Raw genomic sequence first — 15,447 nt, forward strand, 5'->3', positions numbered from 1 at the left:
CGGCCTCGCCCGGCCCGGCCCCCAGAACTGACACCCCGTCACATCTCGCTGTCAGGAGACGCGATCCCCATGAGAAGAACCATCCGCCCGCGCACCGCCCGCATGATCGCCCTCCCGGTGCTCGCCACCGCCCTCACCGTGAGCCTGGCCGCCTGCGGCGGCTCGTCCGGCCCAGGTTCGGGCGGCAAGACCGTCACCACCTGGATGTACCCGGTGATCGCCGACGAGGCGAAGAACAAGGAGTACTGGGCCGGGCTGAGCGACGCGTTCAGCAAGGCCAACCCGGGTTACAAGGTCAAGGTCGAGACCTACCCCTGGGCCAACCGGGACACCGCGCTCGCCACGGCCATCGCGGCCAACAAGGGCCCGGACGTGGTCTACCTGGTGCCGGACCAGCTGCCCAAGTACGCGCGCAGCCTGGTGCCCGCCGACGACTACATGCCGCCCGCCGACAAGGCCGACTTCCGCAAGGCCGCGCTGGACTCGGTGAGCGTGGACGGCAAGCCGATGGCCACCCCGCTGCTGATGAGCGCCAACCCGCTGATCTGCGACAAGCGGGTGTTCGCCGCGATCGGCGAGACGAACTACCCGAGCACGTGGGACGACCTGCTGAACCTGGCGCCGAAGCTGAAGGAGAAGGGCTACCAGGCGACCAGCTACAGCGGCGACACGCAGCAGACGCTGAACCTGACCTGGTACCCGATGCTCTGGCAGGCGGGCGGGGACGTGTTCGCCGCGGACGGCAAGTCGGTCGCGTTCAACTCCGAGGCCGGCGTCAAGGCGCTGACCTACCTCAAGACCCTGGTGGAGAAGGGCTACACGGACAAGGACCAGGTCACCACCACGCCCAAGCTGGAGCAGACCCCGGTGGCCAAGGGCAAGGTCGCCTGCACCTGGCAGAACACCCCGGCCGATGTGGAGAAGTTCTGGGGCAAGGACAACATCGTGGTCAAGCCCCCGCTCAAGGACGCCAAGTCGGCGGGCTACGGCACGGTCGGCTCGTTCGCGATGCTCAAGGGCGCCAACAAGGACGCCGCGGGCAAGTGGATCTCGTTCGTGTCCAAGCCGGAGAACAGCCTGGCCCTGGTCAAGTCCAACGGCTACTTCCCGGCCCGCACCTCGGCCGCCGATCCGTACCCGGGCGACGCGCTCCAGGCGGACGTGGCCAAGACGCTCGACGTGATGAGCTCCGGCCCGCTCAAGGAGAAGTCGCGGGATGTGATGGGCGTGCTCGCGCCGGAGATCCAGGCCGCGCTGATCGGCAACAAGAGCCCCAAGGACGCGCTGAACGACGCGGCCAAGGCGGCGAACGCGCTGCTCGCGCGCTGACCCCGACCGGGCGGCCCGACCCCCGCGCGGGCCGCCCACCCTCCCGTTGTGCTCCATCCGCCTTCCCAGCCCCAGGAGGTCCCCGTGGCCGCAGTCGCGGAACAACCCCGCAGGCTCCGCCGACGCGGGCCGCACGCACGCCGCGAGGCCCGGATCGGGCTGCTGTTCGTCCTGCCCGCCTTCGTGCTGTTCGTGCTGTTCCGCTTCGGCCCCAGCATCGCCGGCGTGCTGCTCGGCTTCACCGACTACTCGCTGATGGACTCGCCGACGTTCACCGGCCTCGACAACTTCACCCGGCTGTGGGACGACCCGGTCTTCTGGTCCTCGCTCAAGGTCACCGTGCTCTACACGGTGATCACCGTGCCCGGCACGATCGTCGCCGCGATGGGTCTGGCCCTGCTGACGCGGCGCGCGTTCCGCGGATCCAAGCTGTTCCGCTCGATCTTCTTCCTGCCGGTGGTCACCAGCCTGGTGCTCGCCTCCACGGTGTTCATCTGGATCTTCTCCACCGACGGTCCGTGGTCGACGGTGATGGGTTGGGTCGGCGGTCACACCGGATCCTGGCTCGCCGACGACGTGTTCGTGGTGCCGGCGCTGGCCATCGTGGGCATCTGGTCGCGGTTCGGCTACGGCATGCTGATCCTGCTGGCGAGCCTGCAGAACGTGCCGCGCGAGTTGGAGGAGGCCGCGCTCACCGACGGCGCCGGCCCCTGGCAGCGCTTCCGGTACATCATCCTGCCGAGCCTGAAGCCCGCGCTGTTCTTCCTGGCCGTGATCGAGACCACCGCCAGCTTCCAGGTGTTCGACGCGGTGTACGTGATGACCGGCGGTGGTCCGGCGAACGCCAGCTACACGCTGGTCTTCCAGCTCTACGACGCCGGGTTCAAGTACTTCGACCTCGGCTACGCCAGTGCGATCGGCCTGGCCCTGTTCGTACTGACGCTCATCGTCGCGGTCATCCAGCGCCTGGTGATCGGGAAGGAGAAGTGACCATGTCCCTGGACACACGTGGCACCCACGAGGCCCGCACGGTGACCGAGTCGCCGTCGGTGCCGGCGGTGCAGGACGAATCCCCGCGCTCCCGGCTCGGGTTGCGCCGGCGCGAGCGGTCCGGCGCGGGACGCGAACAGGACACCGTGCCCTACGCGCTGCGCGGCACGCGGCGCGGCAAGGTACTGCGCGGCGTGCTGCTCGGCGTGGTGGCGCTGGCCACGATCTTCCCGTTCTACGCGATGGTCGTGTTGTCCCTGAAGCCGTCCGGCGCGGTCGAGTTCCCGGGCAGCCTGCTGCCGTGGAACCTGACCACGAGCGCGTACAGCGACGTGCTCGGCTCGCAGGACGTGCCCCAGTGGCTGATCAACACGCTCATCTACTCGATCGTCGGCGTGCTCGGCACGCTGCTGCTCTCCGCGCTGGCCGGATATGCCTTCGCCAAGAAGCGTTTCCCCGGCCGCGAGGCGATGTTCTGGTCGTTCCTGTCGATGGTCATGGTCCCGTACCACGTGACGATGATCCCGACGTTCGTCCTGATCGCGAAGATGAACGGCGTCGACACCTACTGGGGTCTGATCCTGCCGTCGCTGGCCAACGCGCAGGCGGTGTTCCTGATGCGGCAGTTCATCCAGGGGCTGCCGGACGAGCTGTTCGAGGCGGCGAAGATCGACGGCGCCTCCGAGTTCCAGATCTTCGTCCGGATCGTGCTGCCGCTGATCAAGCCGATCATGGCCACGCTCGGCACGTTCGTCTTCCTGTGGCACTGGAACGACTTCCTGTGGCCGCTGATCGTCGGGCAGAGCACGGACATGCGCACGCTGACCGTCGGCATCGCGTCGCTGCAACAACAGAACGTGCCGCTCAACGTGGTCCTCGCGGGCTCGGTGGTCGCGTTCGTCCCCATCTTCATGGCCTACCTGGTGGGCCAGCGCTACGTCACCGAGGGCGTGGCGGCAACCGGAATCAAGGGCTGAGAGCTGATCACGCGTCATGAATGGTGTAGGGATGGCGGAACCGGCGCAGGCAGGGCCGACCGGATCGGTGTTCCCGGACGGTGAGGCCGCACTGGAGGAACTGCTCGCGGCGCCGTCGGCCGGGCTGATCGCGGACCTGGCCGGGATCGAGGGCGACCTGGTCGTGCTCGGCGCCGGCGGCAAGATGGGCCCGAGCCTGTGCCGACTGGCCCGGCGGGCGCTGGACGCGGCCGGTCGCAGCGACGTGAGCGTGTACGCGGTCTCGCGCTGGTCGGACCCGGCGGCGGCCCGGTCGTTGGAGGAGGACGGCGTACGCACCGTCGCGTTCGACCTGATGGACGGTGACCCGGCCGAACTGCCCGACGCCGGCAACGTGGTGTTCATGGTCGGCGCCAAGTTCGGCTCGGCCGGCGCGCCGGAGCACGCGTGGGCGGTGAACGCGGCGCTGCCGGACCGGATCGCGCGCCGCTACCCGGCCGCGCGGATCGCCGCGTTCTCGACGGGCAATGTGTATCCGCTGGTCGCGGTCGGCTCCGGGGGCAGCGTGGAGACCGACCCGGTGGGGCCGGTCGGCGAGTACGCGATGTCGTGCCTGGGTCGGGAACGGGTGTTCGCGCACGCGGCGAGCACTCGGGGTACCCGGGTGGCGCTGATCCGGCTCAACTACGCGGTGGATCTGCGGTACGGGGTGCTCGCCGACATCGCGGCGGCGGTGTACGCGGGCGAGCCGGTGGACGTGACGACGGGTCAGGCCAACGTGGTGTGGCAGGGATACGCGAACGAGGTCGCGCTGCGCTGCCTCGGGCACGCGGCGGCGGTACCGTTCACGATCAACCTCACCGGTCCGGAGACCGCGTCGGTGCGACGCCTCGCGGCCCTGTTCGGTGCGCGGTTCGGGCGGGAAGCGGTGGTGGCGGGCGTCGAGTCGGGCAGTGCGCTGCTGTCGGACGCGAGCCGCTGCCACGAGCTGTTCGGCTATCCCGACGTCCCCCTGCGCACGCTCGTGGCCTGGCAGGCGGATTGGATCCGGCGCGGTCATCCGCTGTCCGGGAAGGCCACCAAGTTCCAGGTCCGCGACGGAAAGTTCTGAGGCACAACGTGATCAATTCCGATACGGCCGCGTCGAGTGCTCCCCACTCGCCGATCGACTCGCCGATCGAGCTGCTGCTTTCGGGCACGGTGATTCCCGCGCATCCGCTCGCGTTGGACGCCGAGGGGCGGTTCGACGAGCGGCGGCAGCGGGCGCTGACCCGGTACTACCTCGCGTCCGGCGCGGGCGGCATCGCGGTCGGCGTGCACACCACGCAGTTCGAGATCCGCAAGCCCGAGGTCGGGCTGCTGCGGCCGGTGCTCGAACTGGCCGCCGAGACCGTGGCGCGCGAGGCGGGGCGGCCGGTGGTGCGGGTGGCCGGCGCGTGCGGCTATACCGCGCAGGCGGTGGCCGAGGCCGAACTCGCCGCCTCGCTCGGCTATGACGCGGTGCTGCTGAGCCCGGCGGTGCCGGGCGCCGACGAGCAGGGGTTGTTGGACCGGGCCCGCGCGGTCGGCGAGGTGTTGCCGGTGATCGGCTTCTACCTCCAGGACGCGGTGGGCGGGCGGTTCCTGACCCCGGGGTTCTGGCGCGCGTTCGCCGACATCCCGTCGGTGGCGGCGATCAAGATAGCGCCGTTCGACCGCTACCGGACCGCCGACGTGCTCGGCGCGATCGCCTCGGCGGACCGGGCGGGCGAGGTCGCGCTGTACACCGGCAACGACGACGCGATCATCACCGACCTGCTGACCCCGTATCGGGCCGGCGACCGGCCCCGCTGGTTCGCCGGCGGGCTGCTCGGCCAGTGGGCGGTGTGGACGTCGACGGCGGTCACCCTGCTCGAACGAGTCCGTCGGGCGCGTGCGGGCGATCACGAGACGATGGTCGAACTGCTGCGACAGGCGCCCGAGTTGACCGACGCGAACTCGGCCGTCTTCGACGTGCGCGGCGGGTTCCGGGGCTGCATCGCCGGGGTGCACGAAGTGCTGCGGCGGCAGGGGTTGCTGGCGGGGACCTGGTGCCTGGACCCGGCCGAGACATTGTCGCCGGGGCAGGCCGCGGAGATCGATCGGGTGGCCTCGGCGTATCCGTGGCTGACCGACGACACGTTCGTCCGGGAGCACCTCGATGCCTGGCTCGGGTGAGGCGCGCCTCGACCGGCCCGGGGCGGACGGGGGGCCGGCCGTGGTGGCGGTCGCCGTGTCGCCGGGACTGCGGGCGGAGTTCTTCGGCGAGGCGGCGGCCGGCGATTCGGGTGAACCCCACATCGAGGCGCTGACCGAGCGGCTCCGGGGTGTCGGGCGGATCGTGGTCGTGGACGATCCCCGGGATCTCCCGGCCCTGCGGGCGGCGTTCGCGCGGGCGGACGTGGTGGTGTCCTCCTGGGGCATGCCGCGGTTGACCGGTGAACTGCTCGCGGCGGCGCCCCGGGTCCGGCTGCTCGCGCACACCGGCGCCGCGATCGCCCCGTACGTCGGCGCCGACGCCTTCGCGCGCGGCGTGCGCGTTACCCAGGCCGGGCAGGGCATGGCGCGGTCGGTGGCCGAGGTCGCCCTGGCCTTCACGCTCGCGCTGCTGCACCGGACCCATCGCTACGACCACGCGCTGCGCGGCGGACGGGAATGGGCCGAGGCGTCGGTGGCCCCGCCGCGGCACGAGGTGTTCGGCGCCCGGATCGGTGTGGTCGGCGCGTCCCGCACCGGTCGGGCGTACATCGAGGTGGTGCGCGCCCTCGGTGCTCGGGTGCAGGTCGCCGACCCCACCCTGAGCGCGCCGGAAGCCGCCCGGATCGGGGCCGAACTCGTCCCGCTGGACCGATTGTTGGCCACGAGCCGGATCGTCGCGCTGCACGCGCCGTCGCTGCCGGAGACGCGACACCTGATCGGCGCGCGCGAGTTGGCCCTGCTGGCGGACGGCGCCGGGCTGGTGAATACGGCGCGTTCGTGGCTGGTCGACGAGGACGCGCTGCTGGCCGCGTTGCGTACCGGGCGGATCGATGCCGCGCTGGATGTGTACGACGCCGAGCCGCTGCCCGTCGGGCATGGGTTTCGGGCATTGCCCAACGTGCTGCTGACTCCGCATCAGGCCGCCGGTACGGTCGAGTGTCGCCGCCGACAAGGCGACATCGTCGTCGACGAGGTGGAGCGCTATCTGACGGGTCGTCCACTCAACCACGAGGTCGGCCCGGAGGCGCTGATCCGCGTCGGCTGAGGCAGGCCGTTCGTTGCCGTGTGCCGTGTGGCATCCGCCGTGTGCGGTGTGTGGTCTGCTTCCGGTCGTCATCCCCATCCCCTGTACCCATACGTATCTGGAGAGTTCACCGTGCGCCTGATGCGCGTAGGCGAGCCCGGCAACGAACGCCCCGTGCTGTTCGCCGCCGACGGCCGCCACTTCGACCTGAGCCGGCTCACCGCCGACATCGACGGCGCGTTCTTCGCCTCCGACGGCGTCGAGCGGGTCCGCGAGGCCGCGGCGGCGGGCACACTGCCGGAGCTGGACGTCGCGGGCCTGCGCGTCGGCGCCCCGGTGGCCCGCCCCGGCGCGGTCCTGTGCATCGGCCAGAATTACGCGGCGCACGCGGCCGAATCCGGCGCCGAGCCGCCGACCACGCCGATCCTGTTCTACAAGACGCCGCACACCGTGGTCGGTCCGTACGACGACGTGTTGATCCCGCGCGGCGCGGTCAAGACCGACTGGGAGGTCGAACTCGCCGTCGTGATCGGCCGCCGGGCCCGCTACCTCGCCTCGCCGAAGGAGGCCCTGGCACACGTCGCGGGGTACACGATCAGCAACGACGTCTCCGAACGCGCCTTCCAGCTCGAGCAGTCGGGCGGGCAGTGGTCCAAGGGCAAGAACTGCGAGACGTTCAACCCGCTCGGCCCGTGGCTGGTGACCACCGACGAGGTCCCCGATCCGCAGACGCTCGGGCTGCGTTCGTGGGTCGGCGGGGAAGCCCGGCAGGACTCCACCACGGCCGACATGATCTTCGGCGTGGCGTACCTGATCCACCACCTGTCGCAGTATCTGGTGCTGGAGCCCGGTGACATCGTCAACACCGGGACGCCGCAGGGCGTCGCGCTGTCCGGTCGGTTCCCGTACCTGGCCGAGGGCGACGTGATGGAACTGGAGATCGACCGGCTCGGTCGGCAACGCTCGCATCTGGTCCAAGCCTGACGCACGCCGCACGCCGCGTGGGCGCCGGTCGGGGGAGCACCCGACCGGCGCCTCCGGCGTGTACGGGGTGGTCATAGGATCGGCCGGCGTATCGGGCCGGTCTGTGGGGGGATTCGGGTGAGCGAGGCGGTGGGGGAGCGGCGGGCCACCTGGTTCGAGTTGTTCTGCGACCTGGTGTTCGTGGCGGCCGTCGGGCAGGTCGTACACCGGGTGGGGGAGCACCCCACGGGCGGATCGGTCGTGGGAGCCGCCGCACTGTTCGTGCCGGTGTGGTGGACCTGGGTGTTGTACACGGTGCGGGCCAATCGTTTCGATCCGGACGACTCCGCGCATCGGTTGATCACCATGGTCGGCATGGCCGCCGTGGCCGCGATGGCGGTGTTCGTCGGCGGGGTCGGACACGGGACCGGGGCGAATGTCGGGTTCGTCGCCGGATACCTCGGCGCGCGCGGGGTGATCGTGTTCTCGTACGCCTGGGGTGCTCGATCCGACCCGAGCTTTCGGCCGATCCTGCGCTCGTTCGGCACGATGTCGACGCTGACCGGTTCGGTGTGGGTCCTCGGTCTGCTGGTGCCTCGGGACTCGGTGCGCTACGGACTCTGGGCGGTTGCGATGGTCGGCGAGTTGTCGCTGCCGTTCCTGGCCCGCCGCCGGATCGCCGCCGCCTCGCACGACGCGGAGCATCTGCGCGAGCGCTTCGGGCTGTTCACGATCATCGTGATCGGCGAGGCGGTGCTCGGCTGCACCGGCGGACTCGCCGACGGTGGGCGCGACGCGGTGTCCACGGGGCTGATCGGGCTGAGCGCGTTCGCGCTGTGCGCGTGCGTCTGGTGGATGTACTTCAACGCGAGCGCGACCCGGGTGGGCGGCCACGAGGAGATCGCCACCAGCCCGATCCTGCGCGACGTGTACGTCTTCGGGCATCTGCCCATCCAATTGGGCATCGCGGTGACCGGCGCGGCGATCGGTACGGTCGTCGGCGGCGACGACCGGCACGTTTCCACGGCGACCGCCGCGTGCCTGCTCGGTGGGATCGTGCTGTTCCTGGTCGCCGGGGCGGGGGTACGCGCGGCGTTCGCCGGCTCGCGCGATGCGACGGTGTGGATCAGGATCGCCGCCGCCGTGGTGGTGTCGGCGCTGCTGCCCGCCGCCGGGGTGCTGCCGGTGGCGGGCCTGATCGGCGCGACCGCCGCGATCCTCGTCGTGACGGCGGCGGCCGAGGGACCGGCGATCCACCGACGACTCGCGCAGTCGGCCGCGCGGGAGTGACGCGGGGCCGGGCCCCTCAGGGGCGGGCGGATCCCGCTTTGGCCTGGGCGGCGAGGGTCGCGCCGAGGGCGGCGGCGGCCTCGTCCGACAGGGGGCGGTGGGCGAGCAGGAAGCGGTACCAGAACAGTCCGTACATCTGATCCACGATCAGGTCGAGGTCGGCTTCGGGCGCGAGTTCGTCGGGGTGCCCGGCCAGCAGCGCGCGCAGCGCGTCCCGGCGGGTCTCGGTGAAGGTGCGGACCAGGTCGGCGGCATGCGGATCGCGCGCCGCCTCGCGCACCAGCGAGCGCAGTACGGCGGCCGTCGACTCGGCCCGGGCGCCGCGGAACGTGGCGGTGACGAAGGACGTCAGATCGGCGCGCAGCGTCTCGCCCCGGGGTGGTGACACAACGTCGCCCGCCAGGCCGATCAGGGCCTCGAGGAGGACCGCGCCCTTCGAGGGCCACCAGCGGTAGATCGTCTGCTTCCCGACGCCGGCCGCGCGCGCGATGGTGTCGATCGTCACGGGTGCGCCGCCCGACTCGGCGAGCAGGACGAGCACCGCGTCCAGGATCGCGCGGCGGGCGTCCTCGTTGCGGCGCCTGCCGGTGTGTGCTCGGCGCGGGGGGTCGTCGTTGTCGTCGTCGGGGTTCGTCATGGGCTCAGCATAGCCGCTTGACGAGACCATCGGTCTCGGTAATGCTTTGGCGAGACGGAAGGTCTCGGTAAAGCGAGCGCCCTCCCGTCGTCTGCATCGGGTCGTATGAAGAGAAGGCAAGGCACCGTCATGGCTCTGTCCCGTTCCCTGCATGGTCAGCACGTCGTCGTCATGGGCGGCACCTCCGGAATCGGCGAGGCGACCGCGGCCCTGCTGGCCGCCGACGGCGCGGAGGTCGTGGTCACCGGCCGCGACCGGGCGCGGCTGGACGCCGCCGTCGAGCGCATCGGCGGCAAGACCACCGGATACCGGCTCGACGGCGCGGATCAGGCCGAGGTGACCGAGTTCTTCGCGGCGTCGAAGCGGCCGATCGACCACCTGGTCCTGGCGCTGAGCGGCGCCGCCGGCAGCGGCCCGATCGCCGGCTTGGACCTGGAGCAGCTGGCGGCCGGCTTCGCGGGCAAGTTCTGGCCGTTCGTCCGGATCGTCCAGGCGGCGCTGCCCAGGCTGGCCGCGCACGCCTCGGTGACGTTCGTGACCGCGGCGTCGGCACGGGCGGCCTTCCCCGGTACCGCCGGACTGGCCGCGATCAACGGCGCGTTGGAGGCGATGGTGCCGCCGCTGGCGGTCGAACTCGCGCCGATCCGGGTCAACGCGGTCTCGCCGGGCGTGATCGACACCCCGTGGTGGGACACGATTCCGAGCGAGGCCCGCACCGAACTCTTCACCGGGATCAGCGCCGCGACCCCGGTCGGCCGGGTCGGCCACGCCGACGAAGTGGCCGATGTGATCCGGATGCTCGTGGGCAACGGCTTCATGACGGGGACGGTGACGGACTGCACCGGCGGCGCGAACCTGGCCACCGGCCGGTAGGCGCCGACGCCCCGACGTCCGGGGGCCGGCCCGTTACGGCGGCCGGCCGCCCGGGTCCGGCGTCGAGCGGACGGCGTGTCTACGATCACGACCGTGACTACCGCCCTGATTCTCATCGATCTCATGCCGCGCATCGTCGCGTTGCCGGTGGCACCGCACTCCGGCGAGGACGTGCTCGCCCGCTGCCGCCGGTTGGCCGACGTTTTCCGGGCCGACGCGAACCCGGTGGTCCTGGTGCGGGTGGACCGACCCGGCGTCGCCGAGCAGCCACCCGGAAGTGACTTCGCTGAGGGGCTGGTCCGCCCCGGCGACGTGACGATCGTGAAGCACACCGTCGGGGCGTTCCACGGGACCGACCTGGACGCGCAGTTGCGGGCGCGCGGTGTGGAACGACTCGTGCTGGCCGGCCTGGTCACCACCATGGGTGTGGAGTCCACGGCCCGCGCGGCCGACGACCACGGTTACGAGGTCGAGTTCGTGGCCGACGCGATGTCCGGATTCGCGGCGGACGAGCACGACTTCACCGTCGAGCGCATCTTCCCGCGCTTCGGGACGGTCCGAACCGCGGCTTCCTACGGCTGATTTCGAATGCCCTCGCGTGGCGTGATTCAGGAAATGAATCGTGCTGTCGACAAATAGGGATTGCATTCGAAGTGGTGTGGAAAAGGAGTCGGCGCACGACGAAGGCCCCGCCACACGGCGGGGCCTTCGTCGTCGGAACGGGTCACCTTGCGACAGCGCCCGGTTCAACTGCCTTGCGTGGTGGTGCGATCACCTCGGTGGAGCGTCACACCTCGTGACGGCCGCGGCGGCGGTTCAGGTAGAGCGCGCCTCCACCGGCCAGCAGCAGGCCGGCGGCGACGCCGGTGATCAGGACGACGTTGGAGTCGTCCCCACCGGTGTTGGCCAGGTCCTTGCGGCTGCCCGCAGGGGCGACCGGGAGCCAGGGCACCTCGATCGGCGGGTTGTCCGTGCCGGGCTCCACGATCGGCTTGGTGGGTGCTTGGCTGCCGCTCGGGCTCGCGCTGCCCACCGGGGCGGACGAGGAGGTCGCCGGTGCGCCCGTGGTGGCGGGCGCGCCCGTGGTGGCCGGCGCCGACGTGCTCGGCGGGATGGTCGGCGTGACCGGGGGAGCCGAAGTTGTCGCCGGGGCGGAGGTGGTCGCCGGGGCCGAGGTGTTCGACGTCGGCGGGGTAGTCGAGGCCGGCGGCTTCGAGGTGGCGGGCGGCGTGGTCACCACCGGCGGCGTCGTGCTCGCGGGAGCCGTCGGCGGCGTCGTGGTAGGCGGCACCGTCGGGGTCTCGACGCAGTCGAGCCGACCCGTGTAGGTCTGCGCGTAGCCGCCCGGACCGGTCACGGTGATGGTGTAGTTCGTGTCCTCGGCGACCTTGACGAACTGCGTCTTGGTCGAGTTCGGCGCAACGGTCACCTTCTCGCCGTTGAGCTTGAAGTCGGCGGGGCCGTCACCGGTGTTCTTCAGCGTGACGGTGACCCCGCCCTGGACGCAGTCCTCCTTGTACGCCGACGAGGGGACCGGAACCGGCTGGTGGCTCCACTTGACCTGGGCCGCGGCACTGACCGAGAACGGCTGCGAACCGGCCGCGATCAGGGTCTGCGAGTGCTTGCGGTCCTTGGCCAGGAACACCCGGCCGATGTTGACGCCGGCCTTGGTCGAGGCCGAGATCCGGGCCTCGCCGGGGTTCTGGCTCTTCGGCACCTTGACGTACAACTCGGTGCCGTTGCCGGCGGTGCCGAGCGGGTTGCCGTCCTTGCCGACCAGCGAGACGCCGGTCGGGACGGTGCCGTCGAGCTTGACCGCGACCGGCTCGGTCGAGGTGGTCTTGACGGTGACCGGACCCACGCCCGGCGTGTCGCCGTCCTTGCCGCTGGTCGTGGTCGGCGCCAGTTCGAGGGAGGCCCCGGGCTCGGCCGCCTCGCCCTTGTTGGCGTCGCCCGTCAGGTAGTTGTACAGCGCCTCGACATCTTGGCCGTTGCCCGAGCCGGACAGGTTCACGCCGTTGCTGTAGTGCCAGATCGCGGCCTGGGTGGCCTCGACCGCCTCCTGCGCGTCGAGCCGGTGCTTCTTGTCCGGCAGGCCGGCGGCCTTGGCGAGCGCGTCGAGGTCGTTGATCTTGGGGTACGAGTGGTTCAGCACCCAGTTGATCTTCGCGACCTTGGCGGTGTCCTTGAGCCAGGAGTCGGCCCACGCCCCCTCGCGGTAGTCGACACCGCCGTGGACGGAGGTCTCCAGGTCGATGCAGTACACGAGAACCTGGGGGGCGTGGCGTCCCTCCGCGCTCAGGATCATCAGCTCGGTCTGCTGCAGCCACCGGAAGCCGGACAGGGCGACCGCGCCCTCCGTGCGGTCGACGTGCCCACGGAATTGCAGCGCGGCCGTGTCCGCCTGCGCGACGGGCGCGAACCCGACGAGCGCGACGGCGGCCAGACCTGCGACGGCACACGCCGACGCCGCGCGGGATATACCCCGCTGTGCCAGGAACATGAAAAGACGACTCCCTCACGAAAAAGCGGCCCCCGCAGCCCGGGCCTGTTCACCGGGCTCCCCACCCCTGGGCCACCGCACGCAAGAATCGTGGCGACGGCATGTTTAGTCAATTCGGGAGGGGGGAATTTCGGCGTCGAATTATGCCCGGTTCGACCGGCGAACAGGAGCGCATCGAAACGGTGTTGGACTTTTTCCGGACTTATGCCCGAGTGGGGTGTACGGACGGTGATCGGGACGTCGCTCGGGTGCTTCGTCGAAGTCGCCAGGAGTGTGCGAACCGACCGCGTGCAGCCGGGTACCGTCCGTGAATGATCCGGACCCGATCGGTCGTCGATCGATCCGGACCGGATGGCCGGTCGGTTCGGCTCGCCGTCGGTGTCGGTCCGCCCCAACACCCGGGCGTCGGCTCGGAGTCGCGGCCCGGACTTTCTATGCTTGCCGCGTGACCGACCCCAATGACCTCGATGTCCCACCGGCTTTCTCGCCGTCCGCAGCCGCCTCCGCACGGGGGGTGATGGCGCTAACCTGCGAGCGTGTGGCCGCGACATTGGCTTCGTACGAGCTGCGGGTGATGCCGTCGACCGTGGCCCAGTGGGAAGCCGGTACGGAACGCCCGAACGAAGCCGAACTGCTCGCCCTCGCCAAGTCCTTGGTCGTGCCCGTGAGCCGACTGATGGGCGGCCGCCCGACCAACCTCCAGGACCACCGGATCGCGGCCGGCCTCACCCGTGCCGAACTGGCCAACCGGGTGCGGATGCGGGAGGTGGGCTACACCCGGCTCGAACGGGCGAACAAGTGGCGGGCCGACGAGGAGCGCACCGGATTCCTGGTTCGCGCGCTCGGCCTGTCCATGCAGGGCCTGGCCGAAGTGTCGGGCGTGGGCCCGGAGTTGGAGAACCTGCTGGCCGAGGCCGTGGTCGGCCGGTGGAAGACGCAACTGCCCGACATCACCCGGCTGATCGGGATGCGCCGCAAGCGCATCGGCGAGGTGCTCGAGGTGCTGAGCTCGGTCTTCCCCGAGGGCATGGACGTGGCCGACGTGCCGCGGGCCGCCGTGGTCGAGCGATTCTGGGGCCTGCTCGGCGACCCGGTCGCCGACCCCGGCGCGCCCGGGGTCTGGTTGCTCCAGGGCCGCTTCGCCTAGGACCCGTCCGAAGTGCCGGTGCCCCGGGACGGGTTGTCCCGAGGCACCGGCACCGGTACCGCCGCCGCTACACCGGCACGCTGACCAGCGTGCCCCCGTCGGATGTGCGTACGTCGAAGCGGGCCAGATTGTCCTTCGTGGTCCACGTCCCGGTCTGCAGCACCAGCGGGGCCTCCGAGCCCGGGACGCCGTAGCCCTTCGGCGGCACCATCCAGGAGGAGATCTGCTGCTCCTTCCCCGCCTTGTCCACCGCGACCAGCGAACACTTCAACGGGCCTCGGACGTTGCGCAGTTCGAGTGCCAGGTTGGTGCCCCACGCCTTGCTCTCCAGGGCGATCCGCGCGGCGGCGCCGCCGTTCGGCCCGGTCGCGCCCACCACCTGCCCGTTCGCGGCGATCACCGCCATCGGGTCGCCCGGCACCGCCCGGGTCGCGGTGGACGAGTCGTCCTTGAACCAGGTCCGCCCGGTCAGTACGCCGGCGCCCAGGCCGATCGCCAAAAGCGCCGCGCACGCGGCCACCAGCAACGAGCGCCGCGGCGTCCGGCGGGCCGCCCGGCGCGCGGCGAGTTCGTCCACGGGAGCCGAGGGGGCCGGAGTGGCCGAGCCGGCCGAAGAGTCCGAGCGAGTCGAGCCGGCCCGGGGAGCCGGAGCGGCCACCCGCAGCGTCGGCGGTTCCGGAGCCGGAGCCTCCGGCGGGGATACGGCCGACCCGGCCGGCTCGGGTTCACCCCTCGCCTCCGGCAGCTCGTACACCCCCTGGTCGCGCAGCTCGGTCAGCAGCGTGGCCATGCCGGAGAAGTCCGCCAGCTCGTCCAGGCAGCGGTCGCACGTGCTCAGGTGTTCCTCGAACGCCTCCCGGTCGGCCGGTTCCAGCAGTCCGAGGGCATACGCGCCGACATCCGCGTGTTCGGGTTGGACGCTCATGACGACACCCCCCTCTCCTCCAGGACGACCCGCAGGGCGCGCAGCGCGTAGTACACGCGCGACTTCGCCGTACCGGCCGGGATGCCGAGTACGTCGGCCGCCTGATTGACAGTACGGTCGCGGAAGAAGGTTTCGATCAAAATTTCCCGGTGCGATGTGGAAAGCGCGTCCAGCGCGTCGCCTACCACGACCGAACGCAGCAGCCGGTCGACCTCGTCGCCGGTGGGCAGCGTGGCCAACGGCTCGTCGCCGACCTCCGGCGGGCGGGCCGATCGGGCCCGCTGTTCGTCGATGACCAGGCGGCGGGCCACGGTGACCAGCCACGGCAGCAGCGGAGCGGCGGGATCCAGCTTCTCCCGATTGCGCCAGGCGCGGACGAGCACCTCCTGCACGCTGTCCTCCGCCCGCTGGCGGTCGCCGCCGTTCAACCGCGAGACGACCGCGAGCAGCGGTCGGGAATACTCGCGGTAGAGCATCGCGACGAACCTGGTCTCCTCGTCGCCACCCGGCGGGTCGTCGGCACCCGGCGGGCCCGACCCCGGTGTGTCCACATCGGACATCCGCGACGGCCTCCTCACCCCGTAGTCGGGATC

General features: G+C 71.1%; 15 protein-coding genes. 11 read left to right on the forward strand and 4 right to left on the reverse strand.

The genetic code is table 11. The features are described 5' to 3' along the window. Window positions 1–69: 69 nt before the first annotated feature. From ACH4XV_RS02045 to ACH4XV_RS02080, 8 genes are all read left to right on the forward strand, one after another. Complete coding sequence (locus ACH4XV_RS02045; RefSeq protein WP_379998272.1) at window positions 70–1,329, forward strand: ABC transporter substrate-binding protein; 1,260 nt, start codon at window positions 70–72, stop codon at window positions 1,327–1,329. Window positions 1,330–1,413: 84 nt separating this feature from the next. Then, on the forward strand, window positions 1,414–2,319 hold the full coding sequence (locus ACH4XV_RS02050) for a carbohydrate ABC transporter permease (protein ID WP_126635752.1): 906 nt from the start codon (window positions 1,414–1,416) through the stop codon (window positions 2,317–2,319). Window positions 2,320–2,321: 2 nt separating this feature from the next. Further along, window positions 2,322–3,296: a carbohydrate ABC transporter permease gene (locus ACH4XV_RS02055; protein ID WP_395786211.1), complete on the forward strand. Its 975-nt coding sequence runs from the start codon at window positions 2,322–2,324 to the stop codon at window positions 3,294–3,296. Between the two features lie 31 nt (window positions 3,297–3,327). Next, window positions 3,328–4,386, forward strand: coding sequence for an NAD-dependent epimerase/dehydratase family protein (locus ACH4XV_RS02060; protein WP_395786213.1), 1,059 nt, complete (start codon window positions 3,328–3,330; stop codon window positions 4,384–4,386). A 53-nt stretch (window positions 4,387–4,439) separates the two neighbouring features. Next, window positions 4,440–5,471 carry a dihydrodipicolinate synthase family protein gene (locus tag ACH4XV_RS02065; protein WP_395787038.1) on the forward strand — a complete coding sequence of 344 codons (1,032 nt, stop codon included), beginning with the start codon at window positions 4,440–4,442 and terminating at the stop codon, window positions 5,469–5,471. Beyond that, window positions 5,455–6,537, forward strand: coding sequence for a hydroxyacid dehydrogenase (locus tag ACH4XV_RS02070; RefSeq protein WP_395786215.1), 1,083 nt, complete (start codon window positions 5,455–5,457; stop codon window positions 6,535–6,537). The genes ACH4XV_RS02065 and ACH4XV_RS02070 overlap by 17 nt, the downstream gene beginning before the upstream one ends. A 111-nt stretch (window positions 6,538–6,648) precedes the next feature. After that, a complete protein-coding gene (locus ACH4XV_RS02075; protein ID WP_395786217.1) occupies window positions 6,649–7,500 on the forward strand; it encodes a fumarylacetoacetate hydrolase family protein in 852 nt (283 codons plus the stop codon). A gap of 117 nt (window positions 7,501–7,617) precedes the next feature. Then, window positions 7,618–8,769 carry a low temperature requirement protein A gene (locus ACH4XV_RS02080; protein ID WP_395786219.1) on the forward strand — a complete coding sequence of 384 codons (1,152 nt, stop codon included), beginning with the start codon at window positions 7,618–7,620 and terminating at the stop codon, window positions 8,767–8,769. Window positions 8,770–8,785: 16 nt separating this feature from the next. Here the strand turns inward: ACH4XV_RS02080 and ACH4XV_RS02085 are convergent, their stop codons facing one another. Continuing rightward, entirely contained in the window at window positions 8,786–9,406 is a 621-nt protein-coding gene (locus tag ACH4XV_RS02085) for a TetR/AcrR family transcriptional regulator (RefSeq protein ID WP_395786221.1), read from the reverse strand. 129 nt (window positions 9,407–9,535) lie between these two features. Between ACH4XV_RS02085 and ACH4XV_RS02090 the strand changes: the two genes are divergently transcribed. Together ACH4XV_RS02090 and ACH4XV_RS02095 are read left to right on the forward strand one after the other, a co-directional pair. Next, window positions 9,536–10,279, forward strand: coding sequence for an SDR family oxidoreductase (locus tag ACH4XV_RS02090; RefSeq protein ID WP_395786223.1), 744 nt, complete (start codon window positions 9,536–9,538; stop codon window positions 10,277–10,279). Window positions 10,280–10,372: 93 nt separating this feature from the next. Then, window positions 10,373–10,861 carry an isochorismatase family protein gene (locus ACH4XV_RS02095; RefSeq protein WP_395786225.1) on the forward strand — a complete coding sequence of 163 codons (489 nt, stop codon included), beginning with the start codon at window positions 10,373–10,375 and terminating at the stop codon, window positions 10,859–10,861. A gap of 205 nt (window positions 10,862–11,066) precedes the next feature. Here ACH4XV_RS02095 and ACH4XV_RS02100 read toward each other — a convergent pair whose 3' ends face one another. After that, on the reverse strand, window positions 11,067–12,782 hold the full coding sequence (locus tag ACH4XV_RS02100) for a Cys-Gln thioester bond-forming surface protein (protein ID WP_395786227.1): 1,716 nt from the start codon (window positions 12,780–12,782) through the stop codon (window positions 11,067–11,069). A 538-nt stretch (window positions 12,783–13,320) separates the two neighbouring features. Here ACH4XV_RS02100 and ACH4XV_RS02105 point away from each other — a divergent pair. Continuing rightward, on the forward strand, window positions 13,321–13,929 hold the full coding sequence (locus ACH4XV_RS02105; RefSeq protein ID WP_395786229.1) for a hypothetical protein: 609 nt from the start codon (window positions 13,321–13,323) through the stop codon (window positions 13,927–13,929). A gap of 67 nt (window positions 13,930–13,996) precedes the next feature. Here ACH4XV_RS02105 and ACH4XV_RS02110 read toward each other — a convergent pair whose 3' ends face one another. Both ACH4XV_RS02110 and ACH4XV_RS02115 read right to left on the reverse strand, forming a co-directional pair. Beyond that, a complete protein-coding gene (locus ACH4XV_RS02110; RefSeq protein ID WP_395786231.1) occupies window positions 13,997–14,854 on the reverse strand; it encodes an anti-sigma factor family protein in 858 nt (285 codons plus the stop codon). Further along, entirely contained in the window at window positions 14,851–15,414 is a 564-nt protein-coding gene (locus tag ACH4XV_RS02115) for a sigma-70 family RNA polymerase sigma factor (RefSeq protein ID WP_126635762.1), read from the reverse strand. Before ACH4XV_RS02115 ends, ACH4XV_RS02110 begins: the two co-directional genes overlap by 4 nt. Between the last annotated feature and the right edge of the window lie 33 nt (window positions 15,415–15,447).

The sequence above is a fragment of the Embleya sp. NPDC020630 genome (assembly GCF_044334985.1).
Classification (GTDB): domain Bacteria; phylum Actinomycetota; class Actinomycetes; order Streptomycetales; family Streptomycetaceae; genus Embleya.

Bases quoted from the DNA above. Each gene is read 5' to 3' on its own strand.
- ACH4XV_RS02045 (WP_379998272.1), top strand. From the start codon at position 70: ATGAGAAGAACCATCCGCCCGCGCACCGCCCGCATGATCGCCCTCCCG.
- ACH4XV_RS02055 (WP_395786211.1), top strand. From the start codon at position 2,322: ATGTCCCTGGACACACGTGGCACCCACGAGGCCCGCACGGTGACCGAG.
- ACH4XV_RS02060 (WP_395786213.1), top strand. From the start codon at position 3,328: ATGGCGGAACCGGCGCAGGCAGGGCCGACCGGATCGGTGTTCCCGGAC.
- ACH4XV_RS02070 (WP_395786215.1), top strand. From the start codon at position 5,455: ATGCCTGGCTCGGGTGAGGCGCGCCTCGACCGGCCCGGGGCGGACGGG.
- ACH4XV_RS02085 (WP_395786221.1), bottom strand. From the start codon at position 9,406: ATGACGAACCCCGACGACGACAACGACGACCCCCCGCGCCGAGCACAC.
- ACH4XV_RS02090 (WP_395786223.1), top strand. From the start codon at position 9,536: ATGGCTCTGTCCCGTTCCCTGCATGGTCAGCACGTCGTCGTCATGGGC.
- ACH4XV_RS02100 (WP_395786227.1), bottom strand. From the start codon at position 12,782: ATGTTCCTGGCACAGCGGGGTATATCCCGCGCGGCGTCGGCGTGTGCC.
- ACH4XV_RS02110 (WP_395786231.1), bottom strand. From the start codon at position 14,854: ATGAGCGTCCAACCCGAACACGCGGATGTCGGCGCGTATGCCCTCGGA.
- ACH4XV_RS02115 (WP_126635762.1), bottom strand. From the start codon at position 15,414: ATGTCCGATGTGGACACACCGGGGTCGGGCCCGCCGGGTGCCGACGAC.